At 41.9% G+C, this 18,502-nt stretch carries 24 protein-coding genes and 5 pseudogenes; 10 read left to right on the top strand and 19 right to left on the bottom strand.

What is annotated here, in order from left to right:
• Both PVV57_RS08135 and PVV57_RS08140 read left to right on the top strand, forming a co-directional pair.
• The coding region (locus PVV57_RS08135) for a filamentous hemagglutinin (protein ID WP_273783843.1) at positions 1–540 on the top strand (540 nt) is incomplete at its 5' end.
• 11 nt (positions 541–551) lie between these two features.
• Positions 552–956, top strand: a complete 405-nt coding sequence (locus tag PVV57_RS08140; RefSeq protein ID WP_273783845.1) for a hypothetical protein — start codon at positions 552–554, stop codon at positions 954–956.
• A gap of 219 nt (positions 957–1,175) precedes the next feature.
• Here PVV57_RS08140 and PVV57_RS08145 read toward each other — a convergent pair whose 3' ends face one another.
• On the bottom strand, positions 1,176–1,376 hold the full coding sequence (locus PVV57_RS08145; protein WP_273783847.1) for an AlpA family transcriptional regulator: 201 nt from the start codon (positions 1,374–1,376) through the stop codon (positions 1,176–1,178).
• A 209-nt stretch (positions 1,377–1,585) separates the two neighbouring features.
• Positions 1,586–2,752: pseudogene (locus PVV57_RS08150) on the bottom strand (tyrosine-type recombinase/integrase).
• Between the two features lie 230 nt (positions 2,753–2,982).
• On the opposite strand from PVV57_RS08150, the pseudogene PVV57_RS08155 reads away from it, so the two are divergent.
• Both PVV57_RS08155 and PVV57_RS08160 read left to right on the top strand, forming a co-directional pair.
• A pseudogene (locus PVV57_RS08155) lies at positions 2,983–3,707 on the top strand (phage antirepressor KilAC domain-containing protein).
• Positions 3,704–3,962: pseudogene (locus PVV57_RS08160) on the top strand (hypothetical protein). Before PVV57_RS08155 ends, PVV57_RS08160 begins: the two co-directional pseudogenes overlap by 4 nt.
• Before the next feature lie 47 nt (positions 3,963–4,009).
• Here the strand turns inward: PVV57_RS08160 and PVV57_RS08165 are convergent.
• Together PVV57_RS08165 and PVV57_RS08170 are read right to left on the bottom strand one after the other, a co-directional pair.
• Entirely contained in the window at positions 4,010–4,351 is a 342-nt protein-coding gene (locus PVV57_RS08165; protein WP_034454109.1) for a HigA family addiction module antitoxin, read from the bottom strand.
• A gap of 10 nt (positions 4,352–4,361) precedes the next feature.
• Positions 4,362–4,639 (bottom strand): annotated as a pseudogene (locus tag PVV57_RS08170) (type II toxin-antitoxin system RelE/ParE family toxin).
• Between the two features lie 233 nt (positions 4,640–4,872).
• Here PVV57_RS08170 and PVV57_RS08175 point away from each other — a divergent pair.
• Positions 4,873–5,124 carry a type II toxin-antitoxin system prevent-host-death family antitoxin gene (locus PVV57_RS08175; RefSeq protein ID WP_012231061.1) on the top strand — a complete coding sequence of 84 codons (252 nt, stop codon included), beginning with the start codon at positions 4,873–4,875 and terminating at the stop codon, positions 5,122–5,124.
• Positions 5,117–5,503 (top strand): hypothetical protein, encoded by a 387-nt coding sequence (locus PVV57_RS08180; RefSeq protein WP_273719550.1) that lies wholly within the window; start codon positions 5,117–5,119, stop codon positions 5,501–5,503. Before PVV57_RS08175 ends, PVV57_RS08180 begins: the two co-directional genes overlap by 8 nt.
• Positions 5,504–5,512: 9 nt before the next feature.
• Here the strand turns inward: PVV57_RS08180 and PVV57_RS08185 are convergent, their stop codons facing one another.
• Positions 5,513–5,809 carry a HigA family addiction module antitoxin gene (locus PVV57_RS08185; protein ID WP_273783848.1) on the bottom strand — a complete coding sequence of 99 codons (297 nt, stop codon included), beginning with the start codon at positions 5,807–5,809 and terminating at the stop codon, positions 5,513–5,515.
• An 87-nt stretch (positions 5,810–5,896) separates the two neighbouring features.
• Here PVV57_RS08185 and PVV57_RS08190 point away from each other — a divergent pair, with 87 nt between their 5' ends.
• Positions 5,897–6,076, top strand: coding sequence for a hypothetical protein (locus PVV57_RS08190; protein WP_012230779.1), 180 nt, complete (start codon positions 5,897–5,899; stop codon positions 6,074–6,076).
• A gap of 325 nt (positions 6,077–6,401) precedes the next feature.
• Here the strand turns inward: PVV57_RS08190 and PVV57_RS08195 are convergent, their stop codons facing one another.
• From PVV57_RS08195 to PVV57_RS08225, 7 genes are read right to left on the bottom strand one after another with little or no spacing between them, the layout of a single operon-like run.
• Positions 6,402–7,763, bottom strand: a complete 1,362-nt coding sequence (locus PVV57_RS08195; protein WP_273719424.1) for a Bgr_08870 family protein — start codon at positions 7,761–7,763, stop codon at positions 6,402–6,404.
• Between the two features lie 14 nt (positions 7,764–7,777).
• Positions 7,778–10,921 (bottom strand): DUF4815 domain-containing protein, encoded by a 3,144-nt coding sequence (locus PVV57_RS08200; protein ID WP_273783849.1) that lies wholly within the window; start codon positions 10,919–10,921, stop codon positions 7,778–7,780.
• Between the two features lies 1 nt (position 10,922).
• A complete protein-coding gene (locus PVV57_RS08205; protein WP_273783851.1) occupies positions 10,923–12,029 on the bottom strand; it encodes a phage tail protein in 1,107 nt (368 codons plus the stop codon).
• The gene (locus tag PVV57_RS08210) at positions 12,029–12,856 is read right to left on the bottom strand and encodes a baseplate J/gp47 family protein (RefSeq protein ID WP_273719427.1); all 828 of its coding nucleotides are present in this window, start codon (positions 12,854–12,856) and stop codon (positions 12,029–12,031) included. The genes PVV57_RS08205 and PVV57_RS08210 overlap by 1 nt, the downstream gene beginning before the upstream one ends.
• Entirely contained in the window at positions 12,853–13,194 is a 342-nt protein-coding gene (locus tag PVV57_RS08215) for a GPW/gp25 family protein (RefSeq protein ID WP_273719428.1), read from the bottom strand. The genes PVV57_RS08210 and PVV57_RS08215 overlap by 4 nt, the downstream gene beginning before the upstream one ends.
• Positions 13,191–13,856 (bottom strand): phage baseplate assembly protein V, encoded by a 666-nt coding sequence (locus tag PVV57_RS08220; protein WP_273719429.1) that lies wholly within the window; start codon positions 13,854–13,856, stop codon positions 13,191–13,193. Before PVV57_RS08220 ends, PVV57_RS08215 begins: the two co-directional genes overlap by 4 nt.
• Positions 13,837–14,379, bottom strand: coding sequence for a hypothetical protein (locus PVV57_RS08225; protein ID WP_273719431.1), 543 nt, complete (start codon positions 14,377–14,379; stop codon positions 13,837–13,839). The genes PVV57_RS08220 and PVV57_RS08225 overlap by 20 nt, the downstream gene beginning before the upstream one ends.
• Before the next feature lie 49 nt (positions 14,380–14,428).
• Here PVV57_RS08225 and PVV57_RS08230 point away from each other — a divergent pair, with 49 nt between their 5' ends.
• From PVV57_RS08230 to PVV57_RS08240, 3 genes are read left to right on the top strand one after another with little or no spacing between them, the layout of a single operon-like run.
• Positions 14,429–14,701, top strand: coding sequence for a toxin HicA (locus PVV57_RS08230; protein WP_026017295.1), 273 nt, complete (start codon positions 14,429–14,431; stop codon positions 14,699–14,701).
• Positions 14,691–15,008, top strand: coding sequence for a type II toxin-antitoxin system HicB family antitoxin (locus PVV57_RS08235; RefSeq protein WP_273719435.1), 318 nt, complete (start codon positions 14,691–14,693; stop codon positions 15,006–15,008). Before PVV57_RS08230 ends, PVV57_RS08235 begins: the two co-directional genes overlap by 11 nt.
• Before the next feature lie 45 nt (positions 15,009–15,053).
• Positions 15,054–15,326 (top strand): BrnA antitoxin family protein, encoded by a 273-nt coding sequence (locus PVV57_RS08240; protein ID WP_273783852.1) that lies wholly within the window; start codon positions 15,054–15,056, stop codon positions 15,324–15,326.
• Between the two features lie 70 nt (positions 15,327–15,396).
• On the opposite strand, the gene PVV57_RS08245 is transcribed toward PVV57_RS08240, so the two are convergent.
• The 7 genes and pseudogenes from PVV57_RS08245 to PVV57_RS08275 all read right to left on the bottom strand — a co-directional run.
• The gene (locus PVV57_RS08245) at positions 15,397–15,708 is read right to left on the bottom strand and encodes a BrnA antitoxin family protein (RefSeq protein ID WP_375694351.1); all 312 of its coding nucleotides are present in this window, start codon (positions 15,706–15,708) and stop codon (positions 15,397–15,399) included.
• Positions 15,702–15,950, bottom strand: coding sequence for a BrnT family toxin (locus PVV57_RS08250; RefSeq protein ID WP_012231069.1), 249 nt, complete (start codon positions 15,948–15,950; stop codon positions 15,702–15,704). The genes PVV57_RS08245 and PVV57_RS08250 overlap by 7 nt, the downstream gene beginning before the upstream one ends.
• Before the next feature lie 94 nt (positions 15,951–16,044).
• A complete protein-coding gene (locus PVV57_RS08255; protein WP_273719347.1) occupies positions 16,045–16,401 on the bottom strand; it encodes a hypothetical protein in 357 nt (118 codons plus the stop codon).
• Position 16,402: 1 nt separating this feature from the next.
• On the bottom strand, positions 16,403–17,479 hold the full coding sequence (locus PVV57_RS08260; RefSeq protein ID WP_273719346.1) for a major capsid protein: 1,077 nt from the start codon (positions 17,477–17,479) through the stop codon (positions 16,403–16,405).
• A gap of 12 nt (positions 17,480–17,491) precedes the next feature.
• Complete coding sequence (locus PVV57_RS08265; RefSeq protein WP_273719345.1) at positions 17,492–17,860, bottom strand: head decoration protein; 369 nt, start codon at positions 17,858–17,860, stop codon at positions 17,492–17,494.
• Positions 17,857–18,123 (bottom strand): hypothetical protein, encoded by a 267-nt coding sequence (locus tag PVV57_RS08270; RefSeq protein WP_273719344.1) that lies wholly within the window; start codon positions 18,121–18,123, stop codon positions 17,857–17,859. The genes PVV57_RS08265 and PVV57_RS08270 overlap by 4 nt, the downstream gene beginning before the upstream one ends.
• A pseudogene (locus PVV57_RS08275) lies at positions 18,120–18,502 on the bottom strand (S49 family peptidase); the annotation flags it as partial. The pseudogene PVV57_RS08275 and the gene PVV57_RS08270, both read right to left, overlap by 4 nt.

Below are 18,502 nucleotides of genomic sequence, written 5' to 3' on the forward strand. Positions count from 1 at the left end.
CTTTATTTTGTTGTGTTCCCAGAAGCCGATTCTGCTATTTCAGAGCTTCTGGTAGCGGGATACCAGAAGTTTCTGGAAAATAACTTTTGGGGTTTGACCAATTCAACACAAGAAGCAAAAGATCTAATGTCTCGCTATGGTAATACAGGATTGCATTTTGATGCTCATAGTCGTGGCAGTTTGACGGGCTTTAATATGATGAATTCTTTCAAACAAGAAGGTATCAATGATGTAGCTGGCAAGACAACGATCAGTTTCTATGGACCAGCGGCTAATGTTTTGGCTGCAGCCGGTCTGTTAAGGTATGTAAGTGGTGGCAAGCAAACCACGATTGGCTTTGATGGTCATAGATACGATTTTGTCAGCAGAATTATTGGCGGTAATGGCTATACTTATGAGACAATACCTGCTGGCAGTAACGTTTGGACAGAATGGTGGAGAGTGGTTACAAATCCCATAAGTTCCCATACTTGTCTTGGAGATGCGAGTGATATATGCAAAAAGCGTTATGGCTCTTCTCATCGTGAACAAAAACCTTGAATGAGGAAAAAATGAACATGTTGTTTAAATTATTGAGTTGCACAGCTTTATTAGTTATAATGGGATGCCAGTTTAATAAACCTCCTACAGGATACTTCACTGTGTGGGAGAAAACAGGAGCAGATCGGCTTGAGGTAAAAAAAACCTTGTTAGAATGTGGCATGCCAGCTCCTTATGATGTATTTCCAGAAAACAGAAATTTAAGCAACAATGCATGGGCAACCATAGAAGCTTGTATGATTCAAGCTGGTTTTCATGATAAATATGATGTGGGGGGGGGCTGGTGTGGAAATCATAAAGCCGAGGATCTTCCCATTTGTCGACCAGGCGCTGTTGTTCCACAAAGAAGTGTCAAAAAGCGCTTAAACAGCCCTTTTTGTAAAAAGCATCCAGAACAATATGAATGCTATCCTTAAATATTGCTGTTTGTGGAAACTACAATCCCCACATTCATGTGTTCCCATGCTTGTGCGGGATTGTCTCCTCAATCAACAATCTCAACACTGTATGTGAAGCAGTATAACGTAGGGAATACACTTAGTAATCCTATAATGTTGCGTCATAGGACGGATTGTACTATCCTCAGGGTGATGAGTTTGAGAAAGCCTTGTCCGTCCTTACGTGACAAGGTTTTTTTATGCCGCATCACTTTGACGTTGCTGTTTTGCTTGTTCGATTACATTCAAAAGATTCGATTGTAACCAACGCGATAAAAAACCAAATTTTAAAGGTTTTGGGAGAGAGCCACTGGTAACATGACGGCGGAAAGTTGAGACACTCATATGAAGCAATTTTGCACTTTCACGGTCTGTTAAAAGAATATCATTTTCTGTCATTCTAAAATCCTTTTATTTTCAAAAAATAGAACCAAATTATGCCTATTTATTAAGCACATTTTGGTTCATTTTTGAAGGTATTTTATTTATATAAAACAATATTTTATCATATAATTTCTGATGTGATAATTTATGCGTCTTATTGAGAGAGAATGAGAGAGAAGAGAGAGAAAGTTATCCACAGATAATGGGGTTATTCACCCCATATCTTAAGATTGCCCAGTGACATAAGCCGGCCATTTATCCATATAGACACGGCGCTGTTCTAGATAGTCAGTACGACGATAGGCACGCTCTACTTTACCGCCTACCGTATGACTTAGAATAGTTTCAGCGACCTCATAGGGGGCATCGGTTGTTTCAGCAAGCCAATTGCGTAAACTAGAGCGAAAACCATGGGGGCAGGCATCAAGTCTAGTTGTTTTCATGTATTTTGACATGCAAGTGTCTCCAAGAGGACCACGACTGCGCGTAGAAAAAAGGAATCTATTGCGAGATAGAGGGCGTGCTTATTCTATCACTTTTAATGCTTCTGTTGATAAGGGGACGCAAAATTCTGTTGTTGCATCACGCTTTCCTTTCATATTTTCAGCAGGAATTGTCCATATATTTCCATCAATCTGATCTTTATGAATATGACGTAAAGGAAAAGTACGAACGCCTGTCAGAATAAGCAAACGTAAAGCCAGTTGTGTTATAGCTGTTATTTGGCAAAGTGTTTTATAAAAAGCAGGAATGTCTCTCCAATCCATGGCAGGTATATTTTGTTTTTTATAACGTTGTTTGCCTAAAAGAGCGCGTGCTTTTTCTGCTGCTTGTAAATCAACATCCAATCCTAATGCAGCCGCATGTTTGAGACATATATTAAGGCGAATGAGTGCTTTCTCTGCTGTTCCAGCTTTTGTATGCCAGATAGGGGCAAGCGTGTTGCGTATCTCTGTTTGTGTAATCTCAGAAACCAGCAGACAGCCTAATTTAGGGAGAATGTAAAGCCGCAAAGGTGCAAACCAATTTCCATCTTTCCCATCCCCTTTTAATTCAGCTTTACGACTTTCAAAAGCATCTAGAGCAATATCTTTTAAATAATGGAGATTGCTTATTGCTTCACGCTTTTGTTTATTGCGTTCTTTAATGGGGTCACGACCCTCACGTAAAACCGAACGCCACCCAGTTGCCAATTCACGGGCTTGTTTTAAAAAGACATCTCGCAATGCTCCCAAGCCCATTTCACGACGACGTCCGTGAATAGTATAACGGTAAATCCATTGAGCACCACCATCTTTACGCTTGTGAAGTAATAAGCCAGCACCATCATTATATTTGCCAGCCCCCAATGTTGCGACAGATCTTGCATTAAGACGGTTCATAAGAGCCATTTTAGTCCTTTCTTATACAGTTTTTACCCACACGCCAGCCCCGCTTTTGACGTGCAAGCAAGTGATATGAATTGATTCAATCTGAGAGGGTTTAGAATAAGAAAATCTTACTATATTCGGGGCTTTAATTCAATATGCAAAACAGTAAATTATATATAAATCAATGTGTTGCTAGCACCCGATACCTTTCTAAGGTGTCAATGAAAACATCTAACCATAAGGAGTTCGCAATGAATACCTTTATTAAAATTACGGAAAACGTTGCTAACGACGCAGCGGTTCCGACTATGTCTAGTCGTGAGATTGCCGAATTGTGTGGTAAAAGGCATGACCATGTTATGCGAGATATCAAGAAAATACTTGAAGAATTATACCCTGAAAGAGGTCTCCCCAAATTTGGGGGCACCTATTTAGACAAACAGGGAAAGCCTCAAAACTGCTATAATCTACCCAAGCGCGAATGTTTAATTCTCGTGTCTGGTTACAGCACTGTCTTGCGAGCAAAGATTATTGACCGTTGGCAAGAGTTGGAAAGGCAAGTAGCAACACCACAAGTTGACTACTCTAAACCAGAAGCATTACTGGGTGTTTTGAATCATCTACAAAGTCAAATCGAGAAAAAAGATCATGTTATTGCAGAATTAGCACCAAAAGCAGAGGCGCTTGAGGGTCTAAAACGTTCTGATGGTTTGTTTGGTCTTATTGAAGCCGCAAGATGTTAGAAGTACGACCAAAGGACTTAACCGATTACTTGCGTAAACATGATTGGATCTATCGACGTGCTCCAGGGGCGCCTCTGTTACCTTACCAAGATAAAATCAAGAAAGGCTTTATGGATTGCCCTGCTATTACTATTCAAAGGCCAGACGGTACAGAAAAGGTACTCCCTTCAACAAAAATCACATCCAGAGGACTAGCATGTTTGAGAGAGCAAATCCATGGAGGTGTACAATGAAGATAGATACCAACTTCTTATGTGATTTATGGATGGCATTGTATCAGTTTTCTGATCGTGATGATGTTGAAGATAAAGTTTTTAGTGCTCTCATTGAAACCATGGATGCGATAGAAAAAGCTTTAATTTTAAAGCTTCAAGATGAAAGTCCGAATGCACTCAAAATTTTGGGTCTTTAAGACCTCCTCCGATTATGGAACCTTTGTTGAAAACTTATGAGCCAGTTTAAAGAATCCCATTAAAAAGGCTGCTTAGTTTTTTAAACATGACTCATCTCCCCGTCTTTAAGGGCGGGGAAAAGATTACGAATGGCTATGTTCCATTTGCGCATTCATTTCGCTAGCTGTTAGTGTTGGAACTTTGCTAACATCTGTTTCCCGTTCAGCATGCCAAGCATCATAATTGGCTTGCATACGTAACCATATGGCAGCTCCATCACCAAACATTTTTCCAAGGCAAGCAGAAATAGCAGGAGAAACTGGCTTTTTTGCCTTCAGGATATCATAAAGATGTTGGCGTGATATACCGAGCATCTGTGCAATTTCTAATTTTGTTTTGCCTGTCTCAGGAATAATATCTGCTAAAACTTCTCCTGGATGAGTAGGGCAGCGGTTTTTATCTCTTTGTGCAGGAATGTCATTCATAACTGTATCCTTAGTGATATTGTTCAAGATCAACACGGTAAGCATTACATGAGTCAAATTCAAACGTAATACACCATGGTCCGTTAACGTGGACAGTGAACGAGTGGGTGAATATCCAATCAAAGAATGAAAGTTAAATCCTGGAAGATTCATATCTTCTGGTTTTTCAGAAAAATCTAAACGATCAAGACGAACCATGATACGTTTTACAAGTCTCTTATCAATCTTGGATGAATTTCCCGTTTTGAATAATTCTGCCAATGTTTTGCTTTTAAACGTTTTAATCATTCCTTTATATAGCGTGAAAGACTATAAATGTCAACAAATAGCTTACATTGCATGTGCTAAAAAAGCCCTATCACTTAAGTTTTTTATTTAAGGTGAGGATGAGTTTAATAGCTCCCTTGATTGGCTTATTTCAGTTACAAGAGGGTGCTTTTTCTCTCCAGTACGTTGTAAAATATCTTTACATAATACATATTATACGTACAATACGTATTATCTATTAAAAGGCTGTACTTATGAAAAAATATAGTTTTACAGATGTCAACCGCGGGGCAGGTGATATTTTAGACGAGGCTATGTCAACACCTGTTGCTTTGACAAAACGAGGACGTGAAAAAATCATTATGCTTCCTGTTGATTTATATCATGAATTAATAAAAGCGCGTTCTAGTGTACAATCTTTTTCCTATGCAGATGCACCGCAAAATATATTAGATGATTTAGATCGTGGTTTAGATGACATTTTAAACAGTGATGAACATGTTTAAAGCAGGGGATGTTGTTCGGTATTATTATTTATGGCACGAACAAGCGCAAAAAGGTGAACATTCAGGGCGTAAAGTGCGTCCTTCTTGTGTCATGGTTAAAACTGAAAAGCATCTTTTTTTGTTTCCTATCACTTCTCAAGAGCCAGTTAATTTGCAATTTAGCTTAAAAGTACCTGAGATAGAATGCAAACGTGTGGGTTTGCAAAAGCAATCTTGGGTACGTGTTGATGAATTTAATGTTGTTTCTTGCGAATCTTTGTTTGACTTTGAAGATTTAAAACCACAAGGGCGTTTTAGTCTTGCTTTTATGCGTAAAATTGCACTTAAAATTAAAGAAGTTAAAGCAATAAAGCCACTTGGAAAAGTTTCTAGAGACTGAGTTATACAATTAAACAGTATGGAGTGTTGGAACTTTGCTAACATCTGTTTCCCGTTCAGCATGCCAAGCATCATAATTGGCTTGAAGCTGTAGCCAAAGGGCTGGTCTATTTCCTAACAATTTACCAATGCGAGCTGCTGTTACGGCTGTGACTGGACGTTCTTCTTTAAGGATACCGTGCAAGTGCTGGCGTGATATTTGAAGAATCCGAGCAATTTCGGTTTTGCTTGCATTTAAATGTTCTAAGGATTCAGCTAAAATTTCTCCTGGATGAGAAGGACAACGATTAGGATTACGTGTGGTCATGGATAGTCTTCTTTGCAATTAATTTTAAAACCGTTACAATTTAAACAATATGCCATCGATATTATATCATTTAAAGAAATTTAAAAAATGAACATCAAGCCTATTCGCACTGAACAAGATTATCAAGAAGCCTTAGAAATTGTGTCTGCAATGTTTGATAATCAACCTCAAGAGGGGACTCCAGAATTTGATCAAATGAAAACTCTTGTTTTGTTAATTGAAGCTTATGAAGCCGAACACTATCCTGTTTCTCCAACTCATGCGTAAAGAGAAGCACAAACTCATGGAGGGAATAAACTTGCACGTCAACATCAAGGATTTTACAACCACACCAATAACTGTCTGATCAAATATTGCTAAAAACTCAGATCTCTTACCATCCTTAATAAAGTGAATACGAAGTTTAAATTCTATTGTCATTTTGCTCTCCAAATCAATGGAGAGACCATAACAATACTAATCCTCTCTCATAAGCCTGACACTGTCAGTCAAAAAGCCATTTAAAAGGGCTTTGAAGAGAACTTTAAAAAGATCATACAAACCTGCTTATACAACAAGCACCATTTGAATTGTGCTCTCTTTGGTTATGTAATTAATCTTTCCACAATCTTATAAGGACAGCACCATCAGCTCCAGCACCACTTGGAGAAGAATCAGAGTGAGCACCAGCACCGCCACCCCCAAAACCACGTCCTGCTTTTCCTGAACTATGGGAACCTTGTCCCATCCCACCAGAGCCACCTCTTGATGTATCGCCTCCAGCATCACCACCGTTACCACTTATACCGCTTCTTCCATTCGTTCCAGCATAACCATTGCCGCCTTTGGCAAGTCCTGGATGTTCGTCTGTTGCTAAACCCAAATTTCCACCAACTCCTCCAGCGCCACCAGAGCCTGAGTAACCCGTTCTTGATGATATGTTATAATAAGCAGCAGTTCCATTACGTCCTCCTGTAGCGGTAATAAAATTCTTTCCAACGATTGTTGTTCCTCCAGAATTACCTTGTACACTCCGCCCTGAAACAGAAGCTCCTCCTTTACCAATGACTATATCCTCATGACCGTTTAAACTTGCTTTATAGCCATACCACACGCTGCAACCGCCACCGCCGCCACCGCCTCCCAAATATGGAGTATCCGATCCACCGCCACTACCGCCACCACCCCAAGCTTGGATTTCAACTTTTGTGTTATCTGTTACCCAATCGGGCCATTCAATTTTGCCATTTTGCGTATAGAGCAATTCAGCATCAGCAAGAGCCGGCCAATTGGTGATTTTATCGGTCAAATCTTTTTTTAGCCTCTTTATCCCTGCCAAGATGGCTTCATCCACTTGCGCCTTCGTATAAACAACATCACCGTCCACTTTCAGCGGTCCTTTAAGCAAGCTTCCACTTGCACTTAGGCTGGTGATCACTTGGCCATTCTGGATAAGATTAAACGACGAATTGCCTAAAAGCTCTAAGCCACCACTCATGGTGACTTTGCTGGTAAATTTATTATAACTTTGCCATTCATTGGCTTGTTTTAGGCGACCATAGCTGGTCAGATCTTGATTGATTTTGGCTCTAAAATCATCAAGCCCCACGATATCTTCGGTTTTATGTTGGTGCGCACCTAACAGTGAGACAGCACTGCCAAAGGTGAAGTTATTGTTGCTTGATTTATAGAGAACATAATTGTTGGCGGCATCTTTTGCCCCCTCGATATCGCTTAAATCAGCAAAAGTGAAGGTTTTATCGGCTGCCATCTTGCCATTAAGGGTACTTTCTAGATCTGTGATTTCACTTATGGTATGCGTGTGGTGTAAAGGGGCTTTTTCGTCTATTTTTTCCTCAACCGCTACAAGCGCTTGATCAAGTTTGCCCAAGTTTTCACGCAAAATGGGGAATTCAGAACTGATAAAACGCCCCTCTTTAGGCAATTCCATGTCGAGTTTTTTGGTTTTTGTCATCTCTCATTCTCCCCTCATAATATGCCAGCGCCAAAATCACACACCATGGAACGCGCCGCCGGTCCACCGGTAAGGGTGAGTTTAAGGCGTGCTTGCCGTGCTGTTTTGTCACCACTGACAAATTTGCGTTCTGTCCAAGGTGGTTCAGCAAGTTGTTCTGTTTCATCGAGTTTTAAAGGGGTGAAACTACCATCATCCAGTTGCATCTCCAGTGTAAAGGTTGCACCACCTGGCAAGAATGTTTTGATATAGCTGGTTAGTCTCGCCTTTTCCCCAAAGGCAAAAGCCCGCGTGATATAAGTTGCTGTTTTATGAATCTTTCCTGCAATCAACTGAACCGGGGCAAATAAGACTGGAGAGAGTTTCTCTGTGCCTTTAAGAATAGCGCGAAGCTTGACCTTTTCATTGATATATTCGCTAAGGCTTAGCAATTGAAAGGGTAGCAGTTGGTAAACCGTGCCGTTGTTGCGTTCAATTTCAAAGATGACAGAGCAATCGCTTGAAGGCAATTCGACAGCTGCACGCACTTGCAAATCAGAACAATCCACAAGATCAAAGGTGCCTAAATCAACCCTCTTTTCTGTTTGCCTGTAGCGTGCAGCCAACACCCGAAAGGCTAATGCTTCATCTTGATGGGCGCTCCAGCTTTGTGCATTGACAGAAGAAAAGCGCGGACCCGTCACATAGGGGTGGCTTGAGACATATCTTTGGCTGTCTTTATCAAAATCCCCAAGTTTAGCCAGTGATACGGAATGATCCGCATCATCGGTTTTAATGACAAAGGCGGTGAGACGGTCATCAGGAACGGTTAAGGGTACATCATAGCGTGCGCCAGCCCAGCCGGTTTTGGCACCCTTCATGGAATAGGAGGTTTGGGCTTGAATATCAGCGGTAGGATAACCGTTTTCGGTGGTGACCAAATCAATCACCAGATCATGGGCTTGATTGCCTATTTTACAAAGATGAAAATCAATCCCCGTGATTTGCCGTGTTTCATCGGGGGTAAAGACTTGGGCTTGCGGGTCTACTTGTGTCCATATTTTCACTGTGGTGGTACGCCGCATCACCTTTACATCAATCACCCCTTGACCGGTAAAAAGCCCCGTTGCTGTTGTTCCACCTTTCCCTCGTGCTATAACATTTTTTGTACCGGCGGGAATGTTTGGAGGAATCTTGAAACTCCCTTCAAGGGTGCCTTTGCTATCGGCAACAAGGCGGCTGTTTGGTAAGACATCCACACCATCAAAGGTAAGACTGTCCAAGATTTCTCCACGACCAAAACCTTCAATCTTAAAATTCAACTTAATTTGTCTTAAAAAATCGATTTGCTCTCGAGTCTCATTGATGAGGTCATCACGTACTTCCGTGTTACGGATAGTTCTCCCGCGATTCCAGCCCATATTGAGTTGATTGGTGACACTTGAAAGCCAATCGGTGCGCTGTTCATGCCAAAAATCTGTTGCGGGATTAAGGGTGACTGTTCCAGGGAGAGGTGCAAAATTTTGATAGGGGTTGATCTTTTCGCAAGCCGTTGTCAATTCTTGTGCAATGATCACTTCATTTGTCCAGTCAAGGGTGATGGGTGCGGTCAGGTGAGCGGTGTAAAAGGTTGGATCAATGGCAAGCTGTAAAATGCCATGACCAATAGCCCCTGTTTGTTCAAAACCTTCGTCTCTGTAACTGTCATCGAGAAAAGGGTCTGCAAACATGCCTTTTTTGGCAACGGGCTCTTTAGAGTCAACATTGCTTTTAATGCGCTCTAATTGCATCAGGCGGTCAAGGGAAAGCACCCGTTGAAAATAACGCCACATCTCATCATAAGGCGCAACACGCGTGCCATCATTGACCACAAAGGGGGTGCTAAGCCAATTGTTGGTAATGGTAGCAAGGGAGAGCACATCATCCGGGACACTGGGCGCCATGGGTTGGTCTGCCGAGACGCCTTTGATATAGACAACATTGCCTCCTGTGTTGAGACCAATACGGTCAATGCGGGGGAGTTTATAAGTGTAGCTTACAATGATATCACCTCCCTCAGCCCCTCCTGAGACGGTGATTTCCTGCGCTGTTACTTTATCCGCTTTTATGCTCGCGCGGTATCGATAGGTCACTTTATAACTACTGCCGGGGAGTGGTTCTTCCCCCATGGGCGCCCAATCAATGGTGTCTCCGGTTTTTTTGAAATCCTTGCCTTCTTTAAATTCCTTGGTTCCTTGAACAATTTTGATAAAAGCGGTGATGCTTTTGTCCGCCACCCCATCACGCCCGGAGGCAACTGCACCGCGGGTTATTGTCACGGTTTTTTCTTTCGTCAACAAAAGGGAATGAACAGCAGCAATGGGAGCGTAATAGGTTTTAAAGGTAAAGCTTGTCTTGCCCTTTGGAGGTGCAAAAATATGGGTTTCACTAGGAACGGCACTTGTCGAAAAGTCCTCGAGTTCTTCATAGCGCAAAGCGGCCAAGCGCTTGCGTTTGAAACCATTGATATTGGCTTCTCCCTCTTGAATACTGAACACTTGCTTTTGTCCCTCTTGCCCCAAAGCTGTGACACGGCATCCCCCCACAATATAGTGTCCATGGGCGCGATCATACGTCGCAATGGCTTGCATAGCCGGTTCAAGGAGTGAGGGGGATTTTTGATCAATCAAAACGCCATCTTGCAAGATATAGACCGGAAAAAAAGTCCCTTTCTGGTCATCATCTTTGAGAGCCCAGACAAGTTTTGCGACCTCGCGTGCCGCCCCGGGTTCTCCTTCTGCCAAGGAGCCTGGAACTTGTCCTAACAGTTCTGGATCATCCTCATAGGTCACCCATTTCTTTTGCAACTTTACACCGATTTCCACGCGCCCCATCATGGAAATATTCGTGAGAACAGCATTTGAGACGGGAAAGATATCGCCTGCGATATAAATCTTGCCCTCTGTTAAGGTAACGGTTTTTGTGTCTTTATTGACAAAGGCATCTGCTCGTTCAACGCGGTCTCCTTCTTGTGCCACAAGGCGCCCCAAACGGTCATGACGCCCCCTGATGATGGTTTGCATTTCATTGAGTTCACCCGCTTGAAGAAAAGAGCGCCTGCCATAAAACACCACGCTTTGTTGTTCATCTTTGCCGACCGATCTATCAATTGCAAAGGGTAAGCCGCTTTCATGTTTCATGTTAAAACCTCAATAAAATCTTGAATTGTTCGCGAACATCAGCACGCAAAGAAATGTTGATGGGTGTTTTAAGGATCTCCACTCCACCACGTAGTTCATCAGCCCCTAACCAAAGTTTACCAAGGGGTGTTTGTTCTACGAGAGAGCCATGAATGAGAAGGGAAACAGAGGCAGCTTGTTTGTCATCAACATCCTCAAAATCTGTGCGGGCAGCAAGAAACAGCATGGTACCAGTTGGGGAAGGATTAAATCTGTTACCGCAATGGCTGTAGGCGCCATCGATCGCTTGTTCAATAGGCTGGACAATGTTGCATCTTCGATAGCCAATCAGAGTATTTTCAACGTCTCTTAAAGCCAAATAAAGGGGACGGTTTTGGAACCACTCTGCCATGAGTATATCGCGTTCGTGTTTTTTGACCGAACACCAAGGAAAATTTGCCAACTCCCAAGGGTAATCGATTTGGCTCCAGCTTAACTCCTCATCTGTGTCATCAATCCAGTTGCCAATGCGTTTGCCTTCTTCTTTTGTGAGCGTGTGTTTGATTTGTGTTGTGCGTCCAAAGGAAAACAGTGTGTCACGAGCTGTTAAGCGCACGCCACTTTCAAAATCCAGCATGCTGTCATCAAGGTGTGACATATCCCCCTCTATGGCTTCCACATCATAACCATAGGTCCCACGGCGGAAATCAGAGCGAAAGCTTTTGGAAAGGTCGACAATCGCTCCAATGGTTTCAAGGCTGCTTTGTTCAGGCAATTGATCAAAATCAAGTTGAAAGGAATTCCACCATGCACGCCCAGACCATGCGGGTGTAAAGTGCGCGGAAATCTCTAACCATCTCAACCCCATCTCTATTGCTGCAACAGAGCCGCGCAGGCGCTGCCATGCAAGCCCTTGGTCAATCAAATCATAGAGGTTTGGAACATAAGGCGAAAGTTCACCAAGTCCATATTCTTCAATCAACCATGGCAAAAAGCGGGGAGGGCGTGTGATTAGTTTTGCACGTGAAATCCCCAAAACAGACCCATCAACATCTTGATGAAAGTCGCAAGCATCGGCAAGGCGTTTCTCAAATTCTGTTGCATGTGAAGGGAGAAGCGAGCCAACCATTAGCGCGCCCGCCCTTTAAAGTTTAAGGTGATTTTGCCAATCGATAAGATTTCTTCATCACAAACCGCACTGTCCTTTGTGGGTGTAATGGCAATCACTTTCTGGACACCAGGGATCATCAGTTTTGAAACCCACCACGAGAGGCTTAATTCGCGACCAATGGCTTGTTCTTGTTTCCAAGCTGTGCGTAAATTTTCCTCCATTGTCGTGAGAATTTTCAAAGATGCTTCTGGAAGCAGCCAAACATCGGCTTCTAAGTCTAGCGCTTTTTTGACAGCAGCATGCACAATGATGGTATCATTGGTCATGATGATATTTTTTCTGTGAAGAGCTTGTGAAACTGTTTGTAAGAGATCTTCAGAGGCTGTCCCTTCTTCATTGTTGCCAAAAACAGCAACATAGATGGTTGGATCTTTGCCTTTGCGGTAAATAATGGCATCTTTCACACGACTATCGGCTGTTAAGGCGATAAGCTTGTAATAGGGTTCTGTTCCACTTCCATTTCCCCCACGGGCATGAAGCTGTATGCGTTCACGATACCTCTCATCACTCTCACCCTCTAAGCGGGCAATACCGTGCCAGTTTCCCAAAGCATCAAGGGATTCACCGGTGGCAAAATCAAGAATATTATTGCGTGCTGCCTCATTGATACGCTGTCTTAAAAGCAGTTCTCGATAGCTAAAAGCCTCAATAACTTTTACGGCTGGATCACTTTCCAAAAATGTATATTCGGGTAAAAGCTCTTTTAAATGGGTAAGAACAGCAGCGCGGATTTCCTCAAAAGAAAGTTCTGTAATAATTTCCGGTTTTGCAAGCACTCCATTCATTGTATCAATAATCCTTCCATGGTAATGGGCTTTCCTGAGGGCAAATACATGCCCTCAAAGGACAGAGAAACTTGTCCGGTTCCAAGCATTTTAAAATCAATCTTTTGGAGCTTAAAACGTGGTTCCCATTTGTCTAAAGCCTCAGCAACGGCGGCATAAAGAGCAACAGAAAAGCTGCTGTTAACCGGTGCATCAATGAGTTCTGCAATACGTGAACCATAATCACGTCGCATCACCCGTGTGCCAATGCGTGTTGACAAGATATCAATAATCGACTGTCGCAAATGCTCTATGCCAACCAATGGCTTTCCTGTTGTACGGTCCATTCCACTGTTCAATTCGGACCTCCTGTCATGGAACCACCAGGGAAAACACCTCCATGAACATGGGTTGCTCCGACATTGGTGCTGTTATGCTTTAATTCCCTTGAATTGATGGAAACCTCATTGCTTGAATGAAGAGAAATTCCATCTTGTGAATGGAGTGAAATGTTGCCCTTTGCTTTTAAACTCAGATTACTTTCTGAAGTGATTTTGATGCCTTCTGGTGCACTAAGCTCTAGCTTACCAGCATCTCCTTTGAGTGATACGCCATCAGAGATGGTTAGGATAAACTTTCCTCCCGATTTTATATTAAGGGCATAGGTGTTTTGTTCATCATCATATTCAAGGCTGGTACCATCGGGATAAAGTGTCTTATGAATATTGCCTTTATCAGCTGCTTGGTTCGCATCGGTATGAATAGAGCCAACAATCACCCCTTGTGATAAATCGCCTGATGATGAGACAACAATGACTTGTTCTCCAACATCGCGCCCTTCATAAGAGCGTGTTTTACCAGCACGCGCTTGGGTATCTGGAATCCAATCACTGATAAGATTTCCAGTTTTTACTCGATAGCGTGCGTTTTTATGGTCAACATGGCTAATTTTACCCACCATAACCATATTGGCCACGCGTCTTTTTAAATCCGTGATCTCTTTATCGCGTCGCTCTAACATGGTCACCTTCAATTTTATGGTATTTGTCTTTGTTTCCCATACCTGTTTCGGGTTTAAAACCGACAAGGGGTTCAACAACTCCTACGGTTGCATTTCCTTCATCAGGGTAGGGGATATTGGTTATGTGCGTCACGTCAAAGGTTAAAATTGCACCGTGGAGCGCTAGGGCGCCATTATCACCAAAGGCAAAAGCAATATTTTGCAGGCGGCATGTCTCAACGGTGTTGTTAAGATTGGGGTTGGTGTGGAAAATCTCTTCAACTTCCCACGCTAATTGGTCAACAAAGCGTGCACCCTCTTCACATGTTGCATAGCATTCAACGTCTACTGTTAAAACACGCCGCCTTAAGCCAAAATCATGTCCATCTTCAATGGTTTCACTTTGCGTTGAGATATTAATAGCGGGCATTGTTTCAATAAATAAATTGAAGTCACGCATATTGAAAACATTGTCACCAGCCACTGTTTTTGCTGCCTTTATCAAAGCAACAAATGTTTCTCTTATCGTCTCGCGGGGATGCATGGGGGCTCCTGTTCAATTAAGTGTATAAAGTGATTGACTAGGATTAATAATGATACTATTATTGGTTGTGAGTAATAAAGTTGAAAAAATAATCAGCTTGATGAAAGCATCACCAAAGAACATTAAGTTTTCAGATTTGTTGGCTGTATGTGTCTATTTCTTTGGAGAACCACGGAACAATGGTACAAGCCACTTTGTTTTTAAAACACCGTGGCTTGGTGATCCTCGTGTGAATATTCAAAAAGATTCTGGTAATAAAGCAAAAGCTTATCAGGTTAAACAAGTCTTACAAGCGATAGAAAGGATGAAACATGAACAATAATCATTATACATATCGTGTTTTGTGGTCGCAAGAAGATGAGGAATATGTCGGATTATGTGCAGAATTCCCATCCCTTTCATGGTTAGACGCTCAAGCAGAGAAAGCTTTAAAAGGCATTATGGATCTCGTTTCAAAGGTTGTTGAGGATATGCAACACAATGGAGAAGAGGTTCCTGTGCCTTTGTCACATGGTAAATATAGTGGTAAGTTTCAATTAAGAATTCCACCAGAACTTCATAGAAAACTAGCAATTCAAGCTGCCGAAAATGGTGTAAGTTTAAATAGATATATTTCTTCTAAACTTTAAAGCTTTTAAAGGCAGCTTATACGCACCAAAAAAAGATTAATTTTTATGGAAACCTCTCAATTAAAACAAATACCCGTTTTCAAAACGGATGAAGAAGCAGAAAACTTCGTTGATACTGCTAATCTTACGGATTATGACTTAACTGGTTTTAAACCCGTTCATTTTGAATTCTTACCTAAAGAAGCTTCTATAAATATTCGCTTGCCTCAAGCACTTATGAAAGCTTTAAAGGAAAAAGCGAAAAATCAAGCTATTCCTTATACACGCTATGTCAGACATTTGATCGAAAAAGATTTACGAACAAGTCACTGTAATTAACTTTGCGCCTATTATTAATAATAGAGCAAACAGAGAGACATTAAAATGTGTTATAGTATAAACAAAAGCCTTATAACCCAACTGCTTTACGTAAAATGTCATCGACTTTTGATTGCCACCCACGACCCAAGGCTTTAAGTTTTTTTAAAACATCTGGTGACAAACGAATTGATACTTGCTCTTTAGGGTTATCAATTTGTGGTCGCCCTCGAGAACGTTTAATGCTTTCAGCTAAATCAGGAAATACTTCTGCAAATGATTTTGCTTGAGCAATTTGTTCATCTGTCGCTTCTGGAGCGTCTGGATCATATGCAATTTCTTTTTGAATTTCAGCCTCTTCTTCATCGGTGAGAGGTTTAATATATGGATATTTCGTCATAATATTAAACTCCTTTCTTTTTTGCTCGCACGTCTCATAGAAATGATAGAAACCGCTTCATCGCCAAGTGTAGCAAAAACGACTGCAATAACATTATTGGTAAAAACATTAATAGCCATAAAACGTCCTTGCTTTGCTGGAAGGATGATCGCTGTTTCAAAAAATTCTATTTGAAGATCAGCAAAATCAAGCCCATGTTTTTCAATGTTTTTGTGTCGTTTAATTTCATCATAAGTAATAATCATAAATTAATGTATTACATTTATTCAAAGAGGTCAATAATAAAAGTGATACAAAATATCTTTAGTGTTTATTTCCTTTAAATTTCTCTTGGTAACATCAGCGTTCCTGTGCACGTAAAATAAGCTTATACATGCCAGATTCCGAAGCCTGTACATCCGTCACAATAAAATGCTCTTGAGAAAAGCTATCTTTCGTACTTTCAAGCGTCATAACTACAACGCTATCTTGAGGTTTTGGTGGTATTCCCCCGATATCATTGATACAAACATCAAGTTCCTTTTTTGCGATTGTGGTGGGGATTCTGCCACCAGCCTCCGATTCCGAATGCTTAATGGTGTAAATCGCTGTAATTTGAAACGATTGTTGATTATCCTTTCGCGTGTAGATGACGGGTTGCCCAAAGGTGTTGCGCACATCTTGAATCATTTGGTTTAGCAACCCGTGCCATCGCATGTTATTTTCCTCCACTGACCGCTTTAAAGAGCATTTCAGGGCGTGTGCAGATGTAAAGCGGATAGCTATAGACCTCCGGTTTTACCCATGCATTACGGTCGTGATCAACGATCAGCATGGTGTAGAGAGGTTTTCCAACCGTGTTGGCAAAATCCAAACTTTCTCCAGGAGAAAAGGTTTTTTGGAATACACCAGGCGCATCAACAGGAAAGAATTGACATTCATCCGGCTTAATGCCTATGGCACGCTTTGTTCCAGCCTTCGCACTCACATTATAGTTGTGAATACTCCGGTAATTAATGAAAGTAACGCCCGCAAAGTCAAAACTGCCAAAGCTCCCAGAACCAATTGCACTTGGTGTTGCAACACCTCCGGCGCTATTGAGTGTTTGTGCTAAGGCTGTGTTGAGATAGGTCTCACGAATTGTTTTATGGTTTTTCAACTTGGAAAAGAATTCATTTCCACAAAGCCCAATAATCCGCGAACGATCAGAAAACGCTCCCTTTGAAGCTTCAATCATTTTCATAATGACTTGATCAACATGGTCCGCAACATTGGTTGTCTCATTATTTAATTTAAAGTCAATCGGCTTTGGTGGTGCGATTTCCCATTCCTTGTACCAATCGACAATGACAGAGCCATCGGCATCAAGAACCACCCCTTGAACAGCGCCAAGTTGCATGTTTTCCCATGTCAATTCGATTTCAGAAATCAGTTTCTTTTGTTTTCTGGCAATATATTTCATTGCTGTCTCGAGTTGATCTTCTGTCCCAAATTCACGTCGGTTTTGGATTTCCTCTGATTTCACCGTGTCACTTTTGGCAATCCGTGTTGTTTTGAAAAACCGAAGATTACGTCCATCTCTATCACCTTCTGCCAAGGGGGCGCCACGTTCACTGGTTTGAATCAAGGACAATGTATTGTCACGTCTTTCAATACCAACCACTGTGGTGCTTGTTTCCACTTCCTCAAAAAGATTAAGAGAACTAATAAGCCCCGGTTGAAACTCATAGTTTTCAATCGCTTTCATCATGGTGGTGGCTGAGAAAGCATCATGTTTAAAAAAATTCATATCCATGTGCGCATTCTCCTATCGCAACAGAATTTTATTGTTGTCTTCTAAAGACTGAATGGCTGCCATCTTTTCTTGGTCAAGTATTGTATCTGGCCATAGCAATTCAGAAGCTTTTACAGTGCATAAGCGTGCTGTAATCACGGCGCGTTGATCTGCTTCTGTTGCGTCAACAGTGGCAAAAGAAATCCCTGCCGGTGTTTGACTGCCATCCGATGCTGCTGGATCAAGAGGGACATATTTTTCCGTTTCAGTCACCTTTCCCATGACAGTTCCCGCTTCAATGAAGGCTCCTGATGCAAACACCACTTCTTCGTTTGACATATCGGGGTCGTAGGGTCCAAGATAAGCACCATTGCGTACGTCGTCATAAATAATATTCGTCATTTCACTGCCCTCCAAGCTGTTTCCCATTTTGCATGAATCTTTGCCTTACTGTTTTCATCAGCATGAGGCGCATAAGGCGATACTTTCAAAGACGCGCTTTGAGAGCTAGCAGCCGTCAACACGCACTGGCGTGCTTTCTCGATGCTCATACCGTTTTGAATAGCTTTTGCTGCGTCAAAAGAAACGCCTAAGTGCTTTGCTTGCCTTTCAAGGGTTGTTAGTGCTTTTGCGCGCTTTCTTTCTTTTTCAAGCACGGCTTTCATATCTTCGCGCTTGTTTTCTTTGTCCTCATTGTCTTCGTCCTCATCTTCGTTTTCTTCGTCGTCAAAGATTTCGGCGTTTTTGTCGACGTCATTATCGTCTTCGTCCTCTTCCTCGTCATTGATGATGTCGACAATCTTTTCGTCATCCTCTTCCTCAGCGCGGATTGTGTGCGTGCCATGTGTTTTGTCCTTCTTTTGTTGTTGATGTTGGGTTTTGTGATATGGAATCCGTTAAGGCTTCCAAAGCTTGCGCAAGGGTGCCTTGCACATCTGCTAATCCAAGTTTGAGAGCTTGGCTGCCTATAAAAGTTTCTGCTTTTGTGTCACGAATTGCATCAGCATTTAAGCGTCTGTTTTGCGCCACCAAATCGACAAACAT

The sequence above is a fragment of the Bartonella sp. AU15XJBT genome (assembly GCF_028618615.1).
GTDB lineage: Bacteria > Pseudomonadota > Alphaproteobacteria > Rhizobiales > Rhizobiaceae > Bartonella.